Raw genomic sequence first — 17,797 nt, forward strand, 5'->3', positions numbered from 1 at the left:
GCATAGATATAACACCGCCCCGGAACCTGAACACCTGGCAAAACTGATAGGTGTCAACACACGAAACTTCCACTACTGTCGACACGTATTCGGCACGCGCAGCCCCTGTCTTACAGCGCCCGCCACCCCTGACAAGCAGAGTGAGAACGTTCATTATGAGTACGGAATCTTCACTGCATTCCAACGCCCTTAACTTCATGAGTTTCATGGAGAGCGGTGTCGATAGCCGCACCGGACAATACACACTGTCCATCAAACTTCCCGAGTTGGGCGCCAATTACTTCTCCGGCCCCGAGCTTGAACTCAGCCTGAACTTCAACCCGCTCAATATGATTGATTCGGGCTGGGGGCGGGGATGGAATCTGTCACTGACGCAGTTCGCACCGCATACACAGGTCATCACCACGTACAGCGGTGAATCATTCAAAGTGACCGGTAGTTCGGGTTCACGCTTGCAAATGCAGGAGCAACGGCTGGCGCACTTTCACTTGTACCGCGAGCCTGCCGGGCCAGGCGGCAACGCGCGCTATCGCGTGGTGCACCGTTCAGGCCTGGTGGAGATCCTCGAAGAAATGGGCAGCGCGAACGGGCGTATCGCCCTGCCGGTGGAGATCTACGCGGCCACGGGGCACAGGATCGACCTCGAATACAAACCGTTCAACTCGTCTTACATGATGCTCTGCTCGATCAGCGACGAGCGTAAGGAGATCCTGCTGGAAATCGAACGCGACGATGGCCGCATCGAATTGCGCGAGCGCCCTTATCAGGGCGACAACGGCCAGCCCGTTGCCCTTTATGCGATGAACCTGATCAATACTGACTGGGTCGCATCGATCGTGCTGCCAACCCGTGAGCTGGCCAGCTGGCGCCTGGATTACGCCCTGGTGAACGGGTTGTTGTGCGTGAGCAAGATCGAGCCCCCGACCGGTGCCCGTGAATATCTCTACTACCAGGACCGTGGCCATCTGTTCCCCGGTGACGCCCGGCCACCCCTGCCGCGCGTGACCCGGCACGTCATCGAACCGCGCGGTGGCCAACCTGCGTTCCAGCGAACCTATACCTACCCGGGCTCCAACAACTTTCTGGGTTACGGCGCCGGGATCGGTTGGTCTGACAACGGGCTGGACAACCTGTACGAGTCGAAACGGTACGACTTTGAGTATCAAACGGTCGAAACCTTGCGCGACGAGGACGGAACGGCACTGCGCGACATCACCCGCACCTTCAACCGCTTCCATCTGCTGACCTCGACCAGAACCGTGCAGAACAACTGCGTACATGAAGTCACCATGCAGTACAACATCAAGGACGCCCCCTTCAATCAACAGGTGTCGACCTTGCAAATGCCGATCAGGGAACAGACACGCTGGTCGCTGGCGAACAACATCACGCGCAGCCGCCTTGAAACCGTCGAAACCACCTACGATACATCGGGCAACATCATCTGGCGCAAACTCGCCAACGGCGTGACCGAGACCCAAGAGTGGTATGGCACGCAAGCGGAAGATGGCTACCCCGGTGATGCCAATGGTTTCGTTCGTCACCTGAAGAGCAAAACCACCACCCCGGCGAGCAGCGGCCGGGGGCAAGCCCCTGTTCTCACTCAGCACTACCGCTACAAGGCGCTGGCGCCACTGGCAGGCAACGCCATCACCCTCAACCCCATGATTGTCGAGCACAGTGAAACCCTGACGCATGCGCACGATCCGGCGCATCCCCTGGAAGAGAAAATTTACTATTACCTCGACGCGCCCAAGTCCAGCCTGCGGCATGGCCGCCGCTATCAGGAGGTGGTCAAACGCAACAAGCTGGAAACCACCACCCAGTACCAGTTCAATTCATTGCTAGACCCTCTGGGCGGCCATCAGGTACTGGAAACCCGCAAGACCCTCTTTGGTTACGACGGCGCGCAACGATCCACCGTTCAACGGCGCTCGCTGCTGCATGGCGAGAAGCTCTACGAACTCAACGAGAACGGGGTTCACACACAATGGGCGTACGACGCCCTGCGCCGAGTCACCGAGGAAAGGGTTTCGCCAGAGACACCGTTCGAGGCCAAAAAACGCTACGACTACCAACTCTGTGCCAGCGATGCCGACATTGCCCGCGCCCGAGTCACCAACGCTCGCGGCATCACCACCGAAACCGAGCTGGACGGCCTCGGACGGCCGACCCGGGAGAGCCGTGACAACGTGCTCGAGGCGAGGCCGGGCGCTTTCTACGAAATCCTGGCCATCCAGTACGATGCCTACGGCAACCGGGTGAAGGAAAGCGTTACCGACTGGCTGGAAGCCCAGCAGTACCTGCACCTGGTAACAAAAACGCGGTACGACGACTGGGGTGAGCAATGCTGCACCATCGGCCCGGACGACGTGGAGCAGCACAACGTACTGGACCCGATCGGCGACGCCAATCACCAGGGCGCCATTCGCTACAGCTGGCGCGAAGCCGGGAAAGTGAGATCACGGCCCCAGGTGCAGAACCGCAACGGCAGGAACATCCGATTCACCCACCAGGCACGGGCCATCAGCGGCAAGACCGAGACCTGGCTCAACCTGTTCAACAAGCCGGTGCTGCGCAAGCGCCTGGATGCGTTGGGGGAGCTGATTGGCGAACGCCGCTACAGCTATGACGGCCTCGGACGCACGCTCACCGAAACGGATGAGCGCAACCACACCACTGCATTCAGCTACGACGCCTGGGGCCGGATGCTCACGACCGAGCAACCGAATAAAACCCTGCTCACCCGCACCTACGCCGAACACTCTGCCGAAGACCTGCCGACCCGCCTGGTGGTGACCCCGGCGAATGTGCAGTTGCCCGCCCGCCAGATCGGCGCGCAGTACTTCGACGGCCTGGACCGCCTGATAGGGACCACCACCGGTGACCGGACGGAGTACTTCCTGTTCCGCGACGGTGAATCGATACCGCGCCAACGCATCAACCCCGCTGGCGAGACCATCGAGCTGGACTACAACCTGCAGCTGACCAATGAGCCGATCAGCAACACCGCGCCCGAGGACCACGCCAGCTTCGCCTACGACCCTGTCAGCGCCCGATTGCTGAGCGACGACAACCGGCAATGCGCGCGGCGCTTCGAATACAACAAAGCCAATCAGCTGACCGCCGAACACTGGGAGGACAAGCGCGACGGCAAGACCTGGAGCCGCATTCATAGCAGCACCTTGCAGGATCGTCTGAAGAACACCCACGAACCCTACGGTGAAGACACCACCCACGAGTACAACACCAAGGGCCGCCTGATCTCAACCCTTCAGGGGCAGCTGCAGGCCGAGTTCCTATACGATGATCTGGGCCGTATCAAATTCATCACAAGCCATGACCGAGCCAGCGCACAGGCCCTGGAAACCGAGATCGAGTACGACGACCAGGACCGTGAAGTCAAACGCACCTGGCGTCAGCCCGGGCAGCCAGAACGCACACAGGAAACCGTCTGGGACAAGGATGACCTCCTGCTCAGCCGCACCCTGCAGGTCGGCGGAGTATCGCGACTGGTCGAAAAGTTCGGTTACGACAGCCATGCGCGCCTGAACATGTACAACTGCACGGGGCCGGACCAACCTCGCGATGCGCTGGGCCGCAGCATCGCCATGCAGGTGTTCAACTTCGATGCCTACAACAACATCGAGTTGACCGTCACTTCCTTCACAGGTGGGCCGGCCGCTGAACGCGCCACTTTTATTCATGCCGAACGCGACCCCTGCCAGCTGCAGCGTATCGAGTACACACCGCCGCGCACCGAGCCCGATCCTGAGTTCAGCTACGATGCCAATGGCAACCTGACCCGAGACGAGCAAGCCCGGCCGATTCGCTACGACAGCCAGAACCGGTTGCTGGGCCTTAACGACAGCGGCGCCCCGGACACCTATGGCTACGACGCAGGCGGCTTGCTGGTCAGCAGGCCCGAGGCCGGCGAGCGCACGCTGCTGCTGCATGACGGCCAGCGTTTGCGCATGGCCGTGCGTGACAGCCTGCAAACCCTGTACCTGCATCATGACGAACAAGCGCTGGGCCAGCAGCAGAAAGGCAGTGGTGCGCAATCGCCCCTGCTGCTGCACACCAGTGCCAGCCACAGCGTGATCGCCGAGAGCCAGGCCGGCAGCACGCGCGCCGTCCGTTATACCGCGTATGGCGAGCAGCACGCCGACGATCCACTGCTCGGCACCCTGGGCTACAACGGCGAAGCGCTCGATCCCGACAGCGGCTGGTACCTGCTCGGTAGCGGCTACCGCGCCTACAACCCGGTGCTGATGCGCTTTCACAGCCCCGACGCACTCAGCCCCTTCGGCGCGGGGGGGCTTAACTACTACGGCTATTGCCAAGGCAACCCGATAACCTTCCGCGACCCGACCGGGCATTACAGCATCGGCTATAGCGGGCAGAGTCGGTCGCTGGCAGACCTGAAGAGCTACAGCCTCTGGCAAGGCAGGGCCTTGGGTGCGATCGGCTGGATCGGGATGGGCCTGGGCATACTCTTCGCCGCCATTGGCACAGTGGCGGCCGTCGTGGTGACGGGGGGCGTAGCTGCGCCGGCAATGGCGGCTGCCTGGTCAGCCGCCGGTGGCGGCATCAGTGGCGCGGGGGCGGCTTTTTCGGCAGGCGTCGGGGCGATTGCCGGGGTATCGCTCGCCACCGGCATCAAGTTGGCGGCCACGGTGGCTACAGCCACGTTGTCAGTCGCCGGTACGACGCTACAAACGGAAGGGATACTTTCGGGGCATGAAACGCGGAACAATATTGGGACAATCCTGAATTACTCGGCAGCTATCTTTGGGCTTGCGGTGGGCGCATTGCAGTTGCTTTCAAGAATAACAAATATTGCAGTGCGCACTGGCAGTTATGCCGTCACATCAATCACCGACGACCCTTTGATAAACAGCGGGAAAACCCTTTACGACATAAAAATGGCAAGGCAAATCCCCCACCCAATAGCCCCCCTCTCAGCCTTAAAAACCAAGCATTTCTTCCCAATAGCCGAGGATATTCCAGTCGGCCATAAAATATATTTACCGTATGCAGAAATCAGACGCTAAATAACAAACCGAAACACAAACCCCGTCACTGCAGTTCAACACCTCAGGCAGGCATATTTGTTGGAGACAACAATGAAACCACTAACGTTCAGCACGCAGCAACATGACCGCACCACCAAAGCCCGGCGCAAGTATCTGAACTTGCAAGATGCCCCTGTCAAGGCAGCGCCATTACCGGTGACCGCCCCTAACGTCCAAGGCATCATCGACAGTGACGATGGCACGCTGCACAAAGACCGCTTGAAAACCGACCTGACCGTCGAGATCCCCGCATGGTCTGACCTGCCACCGGGCAATGATCCAAATGACTACTCGACGTTACAGCTGCAGTTCACCTTGACTGGCGCCGAAAACACCTTCAGTGCCATTGGCCCTGTCGAAAAGTTCCTCCCACCCCTCGTGCCAGGAGACTTTCCGTTAGCACTGGCTTTTCCCCAGGCGTCCATTCCACGCAATGGCAAACTGTGGATTCGCTACGAACTCATCGACCACAAGGGCGACCAATATGTTTCGCACCCTATCGAGCTGATCTGCGACAGCGTTCCGCCCTGGGGGGATGAGCCTGCTCCCCCGCTGACCGCGCCTACGGAGATCATCAACGAAGCCTACCTGACCAACCACCAGGCCGGCATTGAACTGGGTATACCTGAGTACCCGGAACGTGCATCCAAAGATACCTACCAGGCGTTCTATCTGAAGGAATGGCCTGAAGAAAATGCGGACTACGATAACCCTGTCGTCGATGGCACCGTCACAGACGACCGCAAGATAACCATTCCGGCAGATGTGGTACGCAGCCTGGGTGATGGCAGGTTCTACATCGTCTACTACCTGTTCGACAAAGCCCAGAACCGCAGTCGCATCCGGTTACCGGCGACGGTCGATGTGGTGCTCACACCAGAGCCCAAGGACCTGCTGCCGCCAGAGGTGCCGCTAGCGGCAGATGACGGCGTACTGAGCCTGAAAGATGCACAGGCGGGTGTGCAGGTGGACATACCGGCTTACACCAATTACCGCAAAGAGGACAAGATCGCGATCAAGTGGGGCACCACGCCCCTGATCGCTGAACAGGTAGGCTCACGCCGATTCCCTATATCGATATCCGTAACCAGCGATATCTTGCGAAACGAATACGGCAAGGCTTCCGGGGAGGTAGCGACCCCTGTCAGCTACCAGGTGCTACGTGGCCACGCCGCCTATGGACCGGCGGCCGATGACTTCGCTGTCGACTTTTCCGTTGCTGGCCCGGAACGCCCTGACCCCGACCCCGACTGGCCGGACCCGGTCAACGACAAGATGCTCGCCCCCACAATCACCAGTTTCAGCGGCGATACGAACCTCATTCCTCCGGCCGACCGTGGCAAAGACGCCACGCTGACCTTCACGGTATTCGAGGGCGCCGCAGCCCCCCAGGTAGTGGACTTCTACTGGGACGGCACGCAGGTGACCCCGGCACGCTGGGTTGTCGATGAGGCACCCGGTACCAACAAGTCCGTCACGATTCCGTGGAGCTATATCGAGGCTGCAGGTAACAAGCTGGGACTGCCTGTGCATTACACCGTGAGGGGCGACGAAAACGCGCTCAATGAACAGGAGTCGCTTCCACAGTTCGTAGAGGTATCGGCCATCGACATGACGGCCGACAATCTCGAGTTCCAGGGTTTAACGGATCGGCTCTGGCTGAGTTGCCAATCCCTCTGGGACCCTGATGACCCCTCCGCCGCCCCGGCGATCAGGGTGCAGGTACCGCCCTGCAGCCGCTTCAATGTGCCACCAAACACCACCATGACACTGAACTGGGTGGTGTATGACCAAATTGTGGATGGCAACCTGATCGATGGCGTCGAGAAAACCTGGACTGTGACCTTGAACGCCGAGCAGATCGCGAACGGCTTCGTCACGCGAGTCGAGCCGTACGATCAGCACATCAAGCCCATCTATGACGCCGCGCCGTCGGGCGGGCGGGCCGAGGTGAGCTACATCATCAACACGCAGCCACCCATTACCTCCAATACCACGGCCAACAGGATCAGCGTCGCCGATCAGGGTACGGGGGGCTCGTGTGACCTGACCCCACCTTGAGTAAGCCTCGGCAGCGGCGTTGGCAATCGTCCGCTGCCGATCAACTTGCAGGAATTTTCCATTAAAGAGTAGGAATTTCCTTACATTTTTTGCGACTTAACGCGCTTAGCCTCGCGGTATGCGGATTGTTCTCCAACGAAAAGAAGAACGGTCTTACAAAAATTTGTTCACTTCGAGGTTTTCCCTGAATGCCGAGCCGCCTTTTTCACACCCTTCGCCACTGTTCACCACCCGCCCATCTCGTGCTGGCAGGCCCGCTGTTTTTCGCCAGTGCCTGCTGGGCAGAAACCCTCATAGATGCCGATACTCAGCTGGATGCCGGCAGCACACTCGACAGCTACCGGGTGATCGGCCCGGCCGTTCTGACAGCCACCGGGGCGACGACGTTACAGATCGCCGGCCAGGCGGGCGCCACCGTGAACCTGTCGGATAGCCAGGTCACCGCTGAATCGAATGGCAATGGCCTGGCGCTCAATGGTGCCAGTGCCACCGTACACCGCTCAACCATCCGCAGTGACGCCCGTGGCCTGGCATTGAGCGCCGCAGGGACGGGTAACGGCTCGCGCGCCTTGATCAACGACAGCGTGATCGAAGGCGGCGTACAAGGCGCGACCATCAATGCCAGTTCTGCCGAACTGCAGCGCAGCGAACTACGCGGCACGGGCGCCAGCAGCGAGGGCGCACGACTGGTTGCCGGCACCCTGATTGCCAGGGACGGCAGCACCATCAGCGGCGGCAATTATGGCGCGCGCATTCTTGAGGACGACGGCCGCGGCTCTACGCTGGTGGTCGACAACAGCCTGATCGAGGGACGCAACGGGCCAGCGATTGCTGTCGGCCGAGGGGCCGGCTTTGCAGCATCGGCGCAGATCGACGTCATCAACGGTGCCAGCCTCAGTGGCGGCAACGGCGTGCTGCTGCAGGTGGCGGAGGATGCTGCCGCCAACCTGCGTGTCAACAACAGCCACCTGTTGGGCGATATCGTCGCCGCCAGCGGCGGCACCGCCAACGTGCTGCTGGAAAACTTCGCCACCCTCAAAGGCCGGCTGGATAACGTTGCAAGCCTGGGAATCAACAGCGGCGGCGAATGGACCCTGGTCGACAACAGCCAGGTGACCGACCTGTCTCTGGATGACGGTGCCGTGCGCTTCGGCGGGCCAGGAGAATTCTTTACCCTTTCCGTAGAAAACCTCACCGGCAACGGCACCTTCATCATGGAAGCCGATTTCAGCACCTCGCAGTCGGACTTTCTCGACGTGACGGGCACCGCCAGCGGCAACCACCAGTTGCTGATCAGCGCCAGCGGCAACGATCCGCTGACGGACAACAGCCTGCATGTGGTACATGCCGCTGCTGGCGATTCACAATTCTCGCTGCTGGGTGGCTCCGTGGACCTGGGAGCCTATTCCTACGACCTGGTGCAACGCGGCGACAACGACTGGTACCTGGACGGGACCACCCGTACGGTCAGCCCCGGCACACAAACGGTGATGGCCTTGGCCAACGTCGTGCCGACCATCTGGTACGGCGAGCTCGGCGTGCTGCGCAGCCGCATGGGCGACGTGCGCCGCAACCCTGGCAAGGCCGGTGGCTGGGTACGCAGCTACGGTAACCGGTTCAATGTCTCGGCGACGTCTGGCGCGGCGTACCAGCAACAGCAACAAGGCCTGTCGATCGGCGCAGATGCGCCCCTGGCAGCTGGCGACGGCAACTGGCTGGTGGGGATCACGGCCGGCTACAGCAATTCCGACCTGAACCTCGCTCGCGGCTCTTCGGCCAGCGTCGACAGCTACCATGCCGGTGCCTACGCCACCTGGCTCGATCCCGAAAGCGGCTATTACATCGACACCGTGGCGCGCATCAACCGTTTCCGCAACCAGGCCGACGTGCGCCTGAGTGACGGCAGCAAGACCAAGGGTGACTACAGCAACCTGGGTGCTGGCGTTTCGCTGGAGGTGGGGCGTCATCTGAACCTGGCCGACGACTGGTTCCTCGAACCGTTCGCTCAACTGTCCGGGCTCGTGGTCCAGGGCAAGGACTACAGCCTGGACAACGGCATGCGCGCCAACAGCAACAGTACCCACTCGCTGCTGGGCAAAGTGGGTACCTCGGTCGGGCGCACCTTCAGCGCGGGCACAGGCCGTAGCGTGCAACCTTACCTGCGGGTGGCGGCAGTTCATGAGTTCGTCAACGACAACCAGGTGAAGGTCAACGACAACCGCTTCAGCAACAACCTGGCCGGTTCGCGCGGTGAACTCGGTGCAGGGGTGACGGTCGCCTGGGGCGAAAAATGGCAGGCCCACGCCGACTTCGACTATAGCCATGGCAGCAAGCTTGAACAGCCATGGGGCGTGAGCGTCGGCGCCCGTTACAACTGGTGAAAAAACGAGGGAAGGCCAATGCGCCTTCCCTTTTGCATTCATGCGTGACACATGGAGAAGGACGATGACACAGAACAAGCGCTCCGGTAACCGCAGAACTCCAACCCCTGAACTGGACTCGGCCCCTCTTGTCCATCCAACCGTACCAAGCGTGGTGCCCGATGTTGAAGGGGGGAGACCCAACACGGTCGAGTTCCGGGCAACCTATTCCCCCCTGCGGGTAGAGTTCCACCCCTGGGCAAATTCGCACCCGGAAATAGATGAGGAATACCTTTTCCTCTACTGGAATGACGTACTGGTCGACAAGAAGACCTTCAGCAAGCCAATCGAACCTGAAGAGCTGTTCATATTGGTACCGGTCGACAAGCTTATTGAAGGCACGCACCGCCTGCACTACGCAGTCACGCTGTACAACGATACCCATGTGTCTTCACGGCCACTGGATATCTACATCGACAAGACCGCGCCGCTGCTCCCCACAGATGATCGATTGATGCTTCCCGACTACGTTATTCGCGAAGGTGTCACCGAGGAGTACCTCGCGGCCAACGGCGACAAGCTCGTCTGCACAGTCCCCTCGTACATTGGTGCGGAGCCAGGCGATGTCGTGAAGTGGTTTTACAGCGAAAACGGTGCCGGGCAGGAAATGGTCGACATGATGACATTGACCCAGGAGCACATCGAAACACTGGGCCCGCGAGGCACCAGCAAACCGCTCGAACTGACCTTCCCGGGCGCTTTTATTCGCCAGTCCGGCAACGGCACGCGTTACGTGCGTTATGAAGTGCAGGACCGCGCTGGCACGCAGCCCCAGCGTGCGCTAGCGGTCGCGTTGGAGTCCGACCCTTCCCCGCCACCACGCGAATTGCCACCGCCACACATCAAGGAGGCGAAGGGCAGCGATTACCAAAGCACGCTGGAACCTGGCAATGCATCCGACGGCGTCACATTCGTCATACCCGACGATGCCGACATCAGGCCGAATGAAACTGTCACCGTATTCTGGGGCCAACCCGGGACGCTCGGCGGTTATTCCACCAACACGCCCATATCGCCAGGCGCACTTGAATACCTGATCCCCAGCCTATATGTGCCGCCGCACATGAACGGCCGGGTGGAACTGTATTACCAAATCGACAAGCCTGACGTGCCCCCCTCGCCTTCGCACTATGTCACGGTGCGGAAAATCGAAGGACTGCCAATCGTGCAGTGCAGTGATATCCGCAACCGCGCACTGAACCTGCGCACACTGGGCGAAAGCACCACCTTTACCCTGGAAAGCTGGCCGTTCCGGCATACGTCGCAATTCGTCAACGCCTGGATCGACGGGGTGGAAAGCGGCAACGTCACTCGGGAAATCAGGCTGCCGATAGCCACCGCGCTGCCTGTACCCAGCGAAACGGGCGTAATGGTGCTGGGTACCGTCACGAAAACCGAACTGTTGAGGCTGGCAATCAACTATCAGTTCCGGGTGTCGGTTGAAGTGTCGTTCGACGATAAGCTGAGCTGGTTGAAATTTCCCGATGCGGCAGCCCAACTGGAAGACAAGCCGTAGCCCGATGCAAAAAAAAACGCCACCCGAAAGAGTGGCGTTTTTTGCAGTTGAAGCCAAATGTCGGGATGACCATGGATCCCGATGGCTTTGACTGAAACGAAAAAAGACGCCGAAGCGTCTATTTTCGAGGATCTACAGACTTCCGCAGAGGGCTGTAAATCTTGATTTGGAGCGGGAAACGAGACTCGAACTCGCGACCCCGACCTTGGCAAGGTCGTGCTCTACCAACTGAGCTATTCCCGCAATTTGAAGCTTTAACACGTTCGGCGTGAAGCGCCTTTACAGCCCTCACCACCACTGCACCGCATAGACGCCACAGTATTTAAACTGGAGCGGGAAACGAGACTCGAACTCGCGACCCCGACCTTGGCAAGGTCGTGCTCTACCAACTGAGCTATTCCCGCATTTGGCGTCCCCTAGGGGACTCGAACCCCTGTTACCGCCGTGAAAGGGCGGTGTCCTAGGCCACTAGACGAAGGGGACACACAACACTTTTCAGTGCACCAGAACATGAACCTCACGATTCAGCCTGGATTTTCTTTTCCTGCCCCGCCGTTAAGCAGTGCCGGAGAAACTGGAGCGGGAAACGAGACTCGAACTCGCGACCCCGACCTTGGCAAGGTCGTGCTCTACCAACTGAGCTATTCCCGCACTGGCGTCCCCTAGGGGACTCGAACCCCTGTTACCGCCGTGAAAGGGCGGTGTCCTAGGCCACTAGACGAAGGGGACACGCTGCTGGCATTACTGCCTGCTTTCACTCCCTGCTGCGTTTCGCTGTGTGCTTTACGCTGCAAGTGGCGCGCATTCTATGGATGGTTCGGGAAGGCGTCAACCCCTTTGTAGAAATTTATTTAAATCAATGACTTCCGGGTACACCCAGCGCTGTTTTGGCAAGCCTGCTGGGGTTTGGCGTTGATTTTCTGGCGTCAAGTCAGCATTAATGTGCCAGCATCCAGTCATGGCACAGTTTGCCGATAGAAAAAGAGAATGGCTGTCAGGGCCTCTCGCGAGCAAGCTCGCTCCTACACTCAATCATGCAAACCTATTCATGAGGCTTTAACGGTGACACCACTTCTGATCACCCTGCTCATCGTGGCGGGCATCGCCTTGCTGATCGTGATCGGCTACCTCAACAATGTGGTCGAAAATGGCAAGCTTGAGCGCGCGCGGACGAAGATCGAGCTCGCCGACCGCCTGCGCCGCTGTGGCGAAATCACCGAGACGTTCCCCGGCCAGTTCATGACCCCGGCCCTCAAATTGCTGCTGACCCGCCTGGAGCTGAACCTCAACCAGCGCCTGCTGGCGGTGGACAAGCACAATGCCGAATTCAAGGCGCGCATCGCCGAACTGGAAGGGCTGATTGCCCTGGGCGACAAGATCCCGGTCAACAACCCACCCAACCCGATCCACACCGAGATCAAGGCCAAGGACGTACGCTTCTTGCTGGAGGCGCTGCACAATCAGGTGACCCGCGCTGCCCATGAGGGCTTCTTGCCCGCTGTCGAGGCCAAGCATTGGGTCAAGGAAATCCGCCATGTCCTAGTGCTGCTGCATATAGAGTTCTTCAACAACCTCGGCCAACAGGCCCTGCAAAAAGGCCAGCCCGGCCAGGCGCGCCTGGCCTTCGAGCGCGGCGTGCAGTATTTGCGCAAGCAGCCCGAGCCGAAGGTGTATGAAGAGCAGCTGACGTATCTTGAGAAACTGTTGGCCCGGGCCAATGCCCAGGTGCTGGACCGCATGGCGCCGGCAGAAGACGAGCACAACGAATTGACCGATGGGCTCAAGACCGATGAGGAAGAAACCTGGAAGAAGAAGGTGATCTACGACTGATTGGTTAACCTGTACCGGCCTCTTCGCGGGTAAACCCGCTGCTACAGGTGTATCAATGCCTTTGTAGGAGCGGGTTCACCCACGAAAGGGCCGGGCCTGCTGACAAATATCCCTGGTCATTCACCGTTGCCGCCGCCACCGTATTCGCGGGTAAACCCGCTCCTACACGGCGGTTTACCCACATCGGGTGTTGGGCGCAGGCCGTTGTAGGAGCGGGTTCACCCGCGAAAGGGCCGGGTCTGCTGGCCAATATCCCTGGTCATTCACCGTTGCCGCCGCCACCGTATTCGCGGGTAAACCCGCTCCAACACGGCGGTTTACCCACTTCGGGTGTTGGGCGCAGGCCGATGTAGGAGCGGGTTTACCCGCGAAAGGGCCGGGTCTGCTGGCCAATATCCCTGGTCATTCATCGTTGCCGCCGCCACCGTATTCGCGGGTAAACCCGCTCCTACAAGCGAAGAGGCCGGCACAGGCAACATCGATCAGCAGTCAGTCAACGCCAGAAAGATCGCCGCCAACCGCTCCAGCCCCACCTGGTCCGCCTCGCTGAACCGCCCGACCGTCGGGCTGTCCAGGTCCAGCACGCCAATCAACCTGCCGTCCTTCACCAACGGGATCACCAGCTCGCTGTTGGAGGCACTGTCACAGGCAATGTGGCCAGGGAATGCATGTACATCCTCAACCCGCTGGGTCTGCCGCGTTGCCGCCGCAGCCCCGCACACACCTTTACTGAACGGAATGCGCACGCACGCCACCTGGCCCTGGAACGGGCCCAGCACCAGCTCTTCGTTGCGGTTGAGGTAGAACCCCGCCCAGTTCAGGTCGTCCACCTGGTTATACAGAAACGCGGAAAACTGCGCGGCGTTGGCAATGAAGTCACGCTCGTCGGCGAACAGCGCCTGCACTTGCGCCGCCAGCAGGTTATAGCCGTCGAGGCCGGCGCCACTGGCATTGAGGTCGATCATTTACTTTTGCTCCAGCAATTGCAGCCCGACCCAGTAGCGGGCGAACTGATAGGCACAACGGCCATTACGGTTGCCGCGGCCGGTGGCCCAGCGCACGGCGAGGATGTCGAGTGCTTCGGTGCGCTGCCACACAAGGCCCGCAGGTTGTGCCAACTGGCCAATCCAGTGCTCGACAACGTTCAGGAAGTGGTCCTGGGTAAACGGGTAGAACGACAGCCACAGGCCAAAACGGTCAGACAGGGCAATCTTGTCCTCCACCGCTTCGCTGGGGTGCAGTTCGCCGTCCACACGCTTCCAGTTCTCGTTGTCGCTCTCCTTCTCGGGCACCAGGTGGCGGCGGTTGGAGGTGGCGTACAGCAGCACGTTGTCCGGGGCCTGCTCCAGCGAGCCGTCGAGCACGCTCTTGAGCACCCGGTAGTCGCCCTCCCCGGCTTCGAAAGACAGGTCGTCGCAGAACAGGATGAAGCGTTGCGGCAGCTTCTGCAGTTGCTCGACCACCCGTGGCAGGTCGGCCAGGTGGTCACGTTCGATTTCGATCAGGCGCAGGCCGGCGCTGGCGTGCTCGGCCAGCAGGGCACGTACCAGCGACGACTTGCCGGTACCACGCGACCCCCACAGCAACGCGTGGTTGGCCGGCAGGCCGTTGATGAACTGGTGGGTGTTGCGGCCCAGCTGGTCACGCTGTTTGTCGACGCCGATCAGGTCGGTCAGGCGGATATCCAGGCTGACGTCCAGCGGCAGCAGGTAGCCGCTGCGGCCATCACGCTGCCAGCGCGCGGCCAGTGTGGTGCCCCAGTCGATGTGCGGGCGTTGTGCCGGCAACAGGGGTTCAAGGCGCGCCAGTACCGATTCGGCGCGGTCCAGAAAAGCGATCAAGCGAGCGTCCATGACGACTCCTAACAATTTCAGTTTTTTGGGGGCCGCTGCGCGCCCCTTCGCGGGCTTGCCCGCTCCCTCAGGGCTTGCCTTCAGCCTGGGGCTAAGCTGTACCTGTGGGAGCGGACAAGCCCGCGAAGGGGCGCCAAGCGGCCCCCGCTTGGCGATCAACTGAAATGAACAGACAGACCCACCAGCAGCCGGGGCTATTCGGCTATGCTTGCGCAGCGCAAGGAACGGGAAACCGGCTCGGGACTCATGGATATCAAGTTCACCAATCGCCTGTCATACAAGCAAGCCCGGTTGACAGTCCTGGTCGGCTTCATCCTGGGAACATTGCTCAGTCTCATCCAGATCGGCATCGATTATGCCAGCGAAGACGCGTCCATCAACCGTGAAGTGAACGCGTTGCTGCAAATCAGCCACAACCCGGCCTCGCGCATCGCCTACAACATCGACTCGGAACTGGCGCTGGAGCTGACCCGCGGCCTGCTGCAGTCGCCGGCCGTCATCCGCGCACGGCTGATCGACAACAACGAAACGGTGCTGGCCGATGTCGAGCGGCCAAAACTGCAGGACCGCTCCCGGCCACTCAGCGACTTCCTGTTCGGCGAGCAACGCCAGTTCAAGGAGCGCCTGTACCTGACCCACATGCCGGAGCAATACCTGGGCACCCTGTACCTGGACATCGACACCTTCGCCTTCGGCAGCCGCTTTCTCGACCGTGCCGGCATCACCCTGCTCAATGGGTTCGCCCGCAGCCTGGTGCTCACCGGCCTCCTGTTGGCGCTGTTCTACATGATGCTGACCAAGCCGCTGGTGACGGTGATTGGCGCACTCAGCGGCAGCGACCCGCGCAAACCCCGGCAAACGCGCCTGGAATGCCCACACGGACACGAGCATGACGAAATCGGCGTGCTGGTGAAGGTCGCCAACCAGCAGTTCATCAGCATGGCCACCGAGATCGAACAGCGGCGCACTGCGGAAAACCGTCTGACCCAGTACCTGAACGAGCTGGAAGACATCGTGTCGGCGCGCACCAACGAGCTCAAGGCCAGCAACAGCAGCCTGAGCCTGTCCAACCAGGAGCTGGAACAAGCCCGCAGCCGAGCGCTTGACATGGCCCAGGCTCGCGCCGCCTTCCTGGCCAACATGAGCCATGAAATCCGCACCCCGCTCAACGGCATGCTGGGCATGATCGCCCTGGCGCTGGACAACCCGCTGCCCAGCGAGCAACGCCAGCAACTGGCTATCGCCCATGACTCGGGCAAGGTGCTGGTAGAGCTGCTGAACGATATTCTCGACTTGTCCAAGTTCGATGCCGGCCAGCTGGAACTGGAACGCATTGCGTTCGACATGGGCTCGATGGTGGAAGACACCGCCAACCTGCTGTCGCAGAACACCGCGCAAAGCGTGGAACTGACCTGCCTGATCGCCAGCGACTTCCCCAGCAGCGTGCTCGGCGACCCCACGCGCGTGCGGCAGATCGTCAGCAACCTGCTGTCCAACGCGCTGAAGTTCACCCGCTTCGGCCGTGTCGATGTGCGCTTGATGGCCATTGTCGGTGGTGTACGTCTTGAGGTACGGGATACCGGCATCGGCATCCCCGAAGACGCCCAGGCGCGCATCTTCCAGCCCTTCACCCAGGCCGGTGCCGGCATCACCCGCCAGTACGGTGGCACCGGCCTGGGCCTGGCGTTGACGCGCAACCTGTGCAAGGCCATGCAGGGCCACCTGCACATTCGCTCCGAGCCGGGCTTTGGCAGCTGTTTTACCGCCGAGTTGCCGCTGACCGTGCACACCGAAGCCATCCCGCCGGCGCCCTTGCATGGCCGCGTGGCCGCACTGAGCGCAGCCGGCAGCGGGCTCAATGAACTGTTGCAGCACTTGCTGCCTGCCTGGGGCCTGACCTACCAGCGCCATGACAGTTGCGCCACGCTGGATGCCGCAGTGATCGACCTGTTGATCACCGACGACGTCGAGCACCTGTTCGAACTGCGCCCGGCATTGAAAACCCCAATCCTGCTGGTGACTGCCTACGGCAATTTCCTGCCCAACGAGCAGTCCTTGGCCTTGGCCCCGCTGCACCAGCTGGCCCGACCATTGGCACGCAACGCCCTGTACCAGACCCTGCGCCGCACCTTGCAAGGCCATGAACCCGAACACCCGCTGGCCATCCCGGCCATTACCCAGGAGCAAGGCCGTGCGAGGATACTGCTGGTAGAGGACAACCCGGTGAACCAGCTGGTGGCCAAGGGCATGCTGGCCAAGCTCGGCTGCCAGGTGCAACTGGCCACCCAGGGCGCGGAGGCCCTTGAGCTGCTGGCGCGTGAGGAATTCGACCTGGTGCTGATGGACTGCAACATGCCGGTGATGGACGGCTACGAGGCCAGCCGGCGTATCCGCCAAAGCGGCCGCTGGCCCGAGTTGCCGATCGTCGCCCTCACCGCCAACGCCATGCCCGAAGAGCGCGAACGCTGCCGGGCGGCGGGCATGAACGACTACCTGGCCAAGCCATTCCGCCGCGAAGAGCTACTGGCCCTGGTTGACCATTGGGTGCCCTTCAGCGGCTGAGCAAACGCTCGATGTCCGCCTGCAGGGCCTGTGGCTTGGTGGAGGGAGCATAGCGCGTGACCTGGCCACTGGCCGGGTCGACCAGAAACTTGGTGAAGTTCCACTTGATCTTCTGGCTACCCAAAATACCCGGGGCGCGTTGCTTGAGTTCGACGAACAGAGGGTGAGCGCCCGGGCCGTTGACCTCGACCTTGCGAAACAGCGGAAAACTCACGCCGAAATTACGCTCGCAGAACTGCGCAATGTCCCGCGCATCGCCAGGTTCCTGCTTGCCGAACTGGTTGCACGGAAAGCCCAGTACCACCAGACCACGGTCGCGGTAGGCCTGCCACAGTTGCTCCAGGCCCTTGTACTGCGGGGTAAAACCGCACTGGCTGGCGGTATTGACCACCAACAGCACCTTGCCCGGGAAGTCGCCCAGCGTCTTGTGCTCGCCGCCCAGGGTCACGCAGGGGATGTTCAGCATCGTTGCAGCCATGA

General features: G+C 60.8%; 9 protein-coding genes and 5 tRNA genes. 6 read left to right on the forward strand and 8 right to left on the reverse strand.

The genetic code is table 11. The features are described 5' to 3' along the window. The first annotated feature begins 155 nt into the window (after positions 1 to 155). The 4 genes from REH59_RS20980 (at position 156) to REH59_RS20995 (ending at position 11,072) form a co-directional block, all read left to right on the forward strand. Entirely contained in the window at positions 156 to 5,054 is a 4,899-nt protein-coding gene (locus REH59_RS20980; protein ID WP_014859867.1) for an RHS repeat-associated core domain-containing protein, read from the forward strand. Positions 5,055 to 5,126: 72 nt separating this feature from the next. Next, complete coding sequence (locus REH59_RS20985; RefSeq protein WP_014859866.1) at positions 5,127 to 7,136, forward strand: hypothetical protein; 2,010 nt, start codon at positions 5,127 to 5,129, stop codon at positions 7,134 to 7,136. A 188-nt stretch (positions 7,137 to 7,324) separates the two neighbouring features. Continuing rightward, positions 7,325 to 9,517, forward strand: a complete 2,193-nt coding sequence (locus tag REH59_RS20990; protein WP_128573621.1) for an autotransporter outer membrane beta-barrel domain-containing protein — start codon at positions 7,325 to 7,327, stop codon at positions 9,515 to 9,517. Positions 9,518 to 9,581: 64 nt separating this feature from the next. Next, positions 9,582 to 11,072 carry a hypothetical protein gene (locus tag REH59_RS20995; RefSeq protein WP_240459534.1) on the forward strand — a complete coding sequence of 497 codons (1,491 nt, stop codon included), beginning with the start codon at positions 9,582 to 9,584 and terminating at the stop codon, positions 11,070 to 11,072. Positions 11,073 to 11,239: 167 nt separating this feature from the next. Here the strand turns inward: REH59_RS20995 and REH59_RS21000 are convergent. The 5 genes from REH59_RS21000 to REH59_RS21020 all read right to left on the reverse strand — a co-directional run bounded on the left by REH59_RS21000 (position 11,240) and on the right by REH59_RS21020 (position 11,801). Then, a tRNA-Gly gene (locus REH59_RS21000) sits at positions 11,240 to 11,315 on the reverse strand. Positions 11,316 to 11,400: 85 nt separating this feature from the next. Next, positions 11,401 to 11,476: transfer RNA gene (locus REH59_RS21005), tRNA-Gly, on the reverse strand. Positions 11,477 to 11,479: 3 nt separating this feature from the next. After that, positions 11,480 to 11,555, reverse strand: a tRNA-Glu gene (locus tag REH59_RS21010). A gap of 92 nt (positions 11,556 to 11,647) precedes the next feature. Beyond that, positions 11,648 to 11,723 (reverse strand) — tRNA-Gly (locus tag REH59_RS21015). A 2-nt stretch (positions 11,724 to 11,725) separates the two neighbouring features. Beyond that, positions 11,726 to 11,801: transfer RNA gene (locus tag REH59_RS21020), tRNA-Glu, on the reverse strand. Between the two features lie 333 nt (positions 11,802 to 12,134). Here REH59_RS21020 and REH59_RS21025 point away from each other — a divergent pair. Then, entirely contained in the window at positions 12,135 to 12,902 is a 768-nt protein-coding gene (locus tag REH59_RS21025; protein ID WP_014754096.1) for a hypothetical protein, read from the forward strand. A 482-nt stretch (positions 12,903 to 13,384) separates the two neighbouring features. Here the strand turns inward: REH59_RS21025 and REH59_RS21030 are convergent, their stop codons facing one another. Together REH59_RS21030 and REH59_RS21035 are read right to left on the reverse strand one after the other, a co-directional pair. Next, positions 13,385 to 13,867: a GAF domain-containing protein gene (locus tag REH59_RS21030; RefSeq protein ID WP_003247105.1), complete on the reverse strand. Its 483-nt coding sequence runs from the start codon at positions 13,865 to 13,867 to the stop codon at positions 13,385 to 13,387. Further along, positions 13,868 to 14,755 (reverse strand): ATP-binding protein, encoded by an 888-nt coding sequence (locus tag REH59_RS21035; protein ID WP_003247104.1) that lies wholly within the window; start codon positions 14,753 to 14,755, stop codon positions 13,868 to 13,870. A 204-nt stretch (positions 14,756 to 14,959) separates the two neighbouring features. Here REH59_RS21035 and REH59_RS21040 point away from each other — a divergent pair, with 204 nt between their 5' ends. Beyond that, positions 14,960 to 17,317, forward strand: coding sequence for a hybrid sensor histidine kinase/response regulator (locus REH59_RS21040; RefSeq protein ID WP_004575942.1), 2,358 nt, complete (start codon positions 14,960 to 14,962; stop codon positions 17,315 to 17,317). On the opposite strand, the gene REH59_RS21045 is transcribed toward REH59_RS21040, so the two are convergent. After that, the gene (locus REH59_RS21045; protein WP_014859862.1) at positions 17,307 to 17,795 is read right to left on the reverse strand and encodes a glutathione peroxidase; all 489 of its coding nucleotides are present in this window, start codon (positions 17,793 to 17,795) and stop codon (positions 17,307 to 17,309) included. The two genes, REH59_RS21040 and REH59_RS21045, sit on opposite strands and share 11 nt — an antisense overlap. Positions 17,796 to 17,797: the final 2 nt, after the last annotated feature.

Source organism: Pseudomonas sp. BO3-4, assembly GCF_034044115.1.
Classification (GTDB): domain Bacteria; phylum Pseudomonadota; class Gammaproteobacteria; order Pseudomonadales; family Pseudomonadaceae; genus Aquipseudomonas; species Aquipseudomonas alloputida.